The organism is Pseudomonas caricapapayae (assembly GCF_001400735.1).
GTDB lineage: Bacteria > Pseudomonadota > Gammaproteobacteria > Pseudomonadales > Pseudomonadaceae > Aquipseudomonas > Aquipseudomonas caricapapayae.
The window spans coordinates 1-217 of the sequence record NZ_LJPW01000180.1 but is presented as its reverse complement, the minus strand read 5'-3'; the positions used below and the strand labels follow the sequence as shown (position 1 = coordinate 217).

Annotated in this window: 1 pseudogene; it reads right to left on the bottom strand. The window is 59.9% G+C overall.

The features are described 5' to 3' along the window. Positions 1-217, bottom strand: a pseudogene (locus ALO80_RS27340) (sulfate ABC transporter ATP-binding protein); the annotation flags it as partial.

The window sequence follows — 217 nt, the reverse complement described above, 5'->3', positions numbered from 1 at the left end:
GAAAGTGGTAGACGAAGTCGTTGGACGGGTTCTCGTAGACCTCCCCCGGCGAGCCGATCTGTTCGATCACGCCTTTGTTCATCACCACGATGCGGTCGGCCACTTCCATGGCTTCTTCCTGATCGTGAGTCACGAATACCGAGGTCAGGTTGATGTCTTCGTGCAGGCGCGCCAGCCAGCGACGCAATTCCTTGCGGACCTTGGCGTCCAGCGCCCC